Origin of the sequence: Synechococcus sp. H55.9, assembly GCF_047462355.1 — a bacterium.
GTDB lineage: Bacteria > Cyanobacteriota > Cyanobacteriia > Thermostichales > Thermostichaceae > Thermostichus.
In genome coordinates, this window is record NZ_JANSJB010000068.1 from 11,815 (window position 1) to 15,101 (window position 3,287).

A 3,287-nucleotide genomic window follows, 5' to 3' on the forward strand; every position below is an offset into this window, starting at 1 on the left:
CTCGCTATTGTCAATACCTAAAAGAGGGAGCCGAGTTGTTCAAGGAAACTCCCATGCAGTCGAGAAAAGCAGCGGCTGCTGAACCGGCACCTTCCCCCAGTCCGAATATCCCTCTATTCTTCCCGTCAATATCCCTCTATTGGGTCATTATACAACCTGGTGTGGGCCGCAGCGGCAGGGGACGCTTTGTCTGGCCGGGGCAGAAACTGACAGAGAAGATGAAGAAGTGCTAACTGAAATTAAGGTTTTTATCAAGATAGAGTTTCTGTGAAGCCATCGTTCCCAGAAGTAGCAGGTCTGAGAAGCTGTTTTTGGCCTCTGGGTTGGTGGCCGGTTCTGCTAGGGTTAAGGCCGGTTTGTGGGCAAGAAGTGGGGTGAACTCGGTGGGCAAAGGGATCCCGTTGCAGGCGGCGGCGCTGTTGGACAGAGCAGAAGCGGCTCTGCAGGAGCGCTTTCAGGCGATGGACCAGGTTCTCAGGGAGAACCTGGCGCGGGTGTTGCGGGCCTTCCACGACCAGCAGGTGGGATCCCACCACTTTGCCGGCGTATCGGGCTACGGCCACGACGACCGGGGGCGAGAGGTGTTGGATCGGGTGTTTGCCCAGATCATGGGCTGTGAGGCGGCGCTGGTGCGGCTGCAGATGGTCTCCGGCACCCATGCCATTGCCTGTGCTTTGTTCGGGGTGCTGCGCCCGGGGGATGAGCTGTTGGCCATCACCGGCCCCCCCTACGACACTCTGGAGGAGGTGATCGGCCTGCGGGGATCGGGGCGGGGATCCCTGCGGGAGTTCGGCGTTACCTATCGCCAGTTGGATCTGCGGAAGGGCGATGTCGATTGGCAGGCTCTGAAAACCGCTCTCAGACCGCAAACCCGCCTGGTGCACATCCAGCGCTCCTGTGGCTACAGTTGGCGGCCCAGCTTCTCCATTGCCCAGATTGCCGAGATGATCCAGATCGTCAAAGCACAAAACCCGGAGGTGGTGGTCTTGGTGGACAATTGCTATGGCGAGTTTGTGGAAACCCAAGAGCCAACCCATGTGGGCGCCGATCTGATCGCCGGATCCCTGATCAAAAATCCAGGCGGCACCCTCGTCCCAGCGGGGGGCTATGTGGCGGGGCGGGCCGAGCTGGTGGAGCAGGCTGCCTGCCGGCTGACGGCGCCGGGGATCGGCTCGGAAGGCGGGGCCACCTTCGATCTCAACCGGCTCCTGTTTCAAGGGTTGTTTTTGGCCCCGCAGATGGTGGCCGAAGCGGTCAAGATTGCCCACCTGGCCGCCCAGGTGTTTCACGATCTGGGCTACCCGGTCTCGCCTCTGCCACAAGCGCCCCGCACCGACATCATTCAGGCCATTCAACTGGGATCCCCGCAGAAGTTGCAGGCTTTTTGCCGCGCCATTCAAAGCAGCTCGCCGGTGGATTCCTACCTCACCCCGATCCCAGAAGTGATGCCCGGCTATGCCGATCCGGTGGTGATGGCGGCAGGCACTTTTGTTGCGGGCAGCAGTGCTGAGCTCTCTGCCGACGGGCCGATGCGGGATCCCTACACCGTCTATTTGCAGGGGGGAACCCATCTTGGCCACGGGCGGCTGGCCCTGGAAGCCGTCTTACAAGCTTGGGATTCCCTGTGAAGTTACCCACCCGCCCCGGCAAACCAATGGATAAAATTGAGGCGTGGTTTTGGCTCATAGGGGCGGGGAGTCTTGTCGATGTTGAGCTTGTGTCGTTCTTTCGCACTTCCCCGCCGCTGGGGATCCTGTTTGGCCCTGAGTCTGGTGGCGCTGGGGCTGTCCAGCAGTTGTCGGTGGTTGGATCTGCTGCAAGAGAGGAGCGCGCAGGTGGGATCCTCCCTTGCTTCTTCTCCCCTGTGGAGAGATGGCCGAACCCTGGCGGGAACCCTCAGCCCTGAAGATCTGAGCAACCCTCAGGATGGCAGCTTTTGGGATGAGATTTCGATTACATCTCAGCCGGGGCAGATCCTGATTGCGGCCCTGGAGAGCGAAGATTTCGATGCTTACCTGGAGCTGGTGGATGGCCAAGGACGGGTGATCGGCTTTGACGATGACTCCGGCCCAGATATAAATGCCTTGTTGGCGGTGCGTCTGCCAGAGGGCGGCACCTACACCCTGCGAGCCACCAGCTTTGAGCCAGAATCCACCGGCAACTACCGGCTGACCTATGTCCTCACCCAGATCGATTGGCAGCAAACTCCATCAGGCCGTCTGCAGGAGGGATCCCTGCAGCACCCCGAGGATGGCAGTTGGATGGACGAATATCCCATTGCCGCTCGCGCCGGCCAGATCCTGATCGCCTCCCTAACCAGCGCCGACTTCGATGCTTTTTTGCAACTGTTGGATCCCAGCGGAGAAGTCGTGGCTTGGGATGACGACCAAGGCGGCGGAACCGATGCTCTGATGATTGCCTTTCTGCCCCGCACCGGCACCTATACCCTGCGGGCCAACACCTATGGGCCAGGAGAAAAAGGGGCTTATGAGCTGCAGTACACCTTACGCTAGCACCCAGGCTCGTCAAGGTTCTTCCTCTTCTGGTGAAGGAGAGCGGGCAGTTTTTACCTTAAGGCCGATAGGGTGATGACCAGATTTTGACGGGAATCGTTATTTTTTCTATAGTTATGCTAAGTAGCGGTGAAAACCTTGCGAATTTTGCGCTCCCCTCTCCCGCTCCAAAGGGGAGGCTACTCATCTATGGCGGTGCAGGGCGCTGCGGAGATGTTTTAGACCGGCTTGAAATGGCTATGGCTAAGGTTAGCAACCTCTGGTTTTCTTCAAGCTTTCTGAACAAGGATGGTCGGCACTTACTGAGGTTTATGGGAAAGCATGACATCTTATCCTAAGTTGTGACGGAGCTGAAATATTGCTCTCACAGGTGAGGTCTTTTTTCTAGAATCAGGTCAATGGCCTAGACCATTCTTTTGCAGCTAGCCCCTATCCCCACAAAATGGATGCCATGACTCCTGAAATGGTACGCCAGTTTTGGTCTTTGGTCAGCGAGATTGGCAGGCCAGATTGGCTCACAAAACGCGATGACGACTTGGTGAATCTGCTTCTGAGCGCCTGCCAGAGAAAACATGTCCTCAGCAGTGTCGATGCCTCGGTGCTCAATCGCTACATCAGCATTCGCTTGCCCTTGATTCGCGATATCCTCGTTGAGTGAACGACTCCCGGCACTCATCTTCGTTGAGTAAACACAATTCACAAATACAGTGCGGGGCTTCCCGCCGATTAAGCTAAACCGAGAGAGGACAAGGCTTTCCCAATCATGCTGACCGC

At 57.7% G+C, this 3,287-nt stretch carries 4 protein-coding genes; all 4 read left to right on the forward strand.

Features of this window, described 5'->3' with window-relative positions; genetic code table 11:
- A partial coding sequence (locus NW857_RS09460) for a hypothetical protein (protein ID WP_414368779.1) occupies positions 1-233 on the forward strand: 233 nt, incomplete at its 5' end.
- Positions 234-401: 168 nt separating this feature from the next.
- Positions 402-1,628 (forward strand): aminotransferase class I/II-fold pyridoxal phosphate-dependent enzyme, encoded by a 1,227-nt coding sequence (locus NW857_RS09465; RefSeq protein WP_414335499.1) that lies wholly within the window; start codon positions 402-404, stop codon positions 1,626-1,628.
- A gap of 78 nt (positions 1,629-1,706) precedes the next feature.
- Positions 1,707-2,513: a PPC domain-containing protein gene (locus NW857_RS09470; protein WP_414335495.1), complete on the forward strand. Its 807-nt coding sequence runs from the start codon at positions 1,707-1,709 to the stop codon at positions 2,511-2,513.
- Between the two features lie 451 nt (positions 2,514-2,964).
- On the forward strand, positions 2,965-3,171 hold the full coding sequence (locus NW857_RS09475; RefSeq protein WP_414335497.1) for a hypothetical protein: 207 nt from the start codon (positions 2,965-2,967) through the stop codon (positions 3,169-3,171).
- Positions 3,172-3,287: the final 116 nt, after the last annotated feature.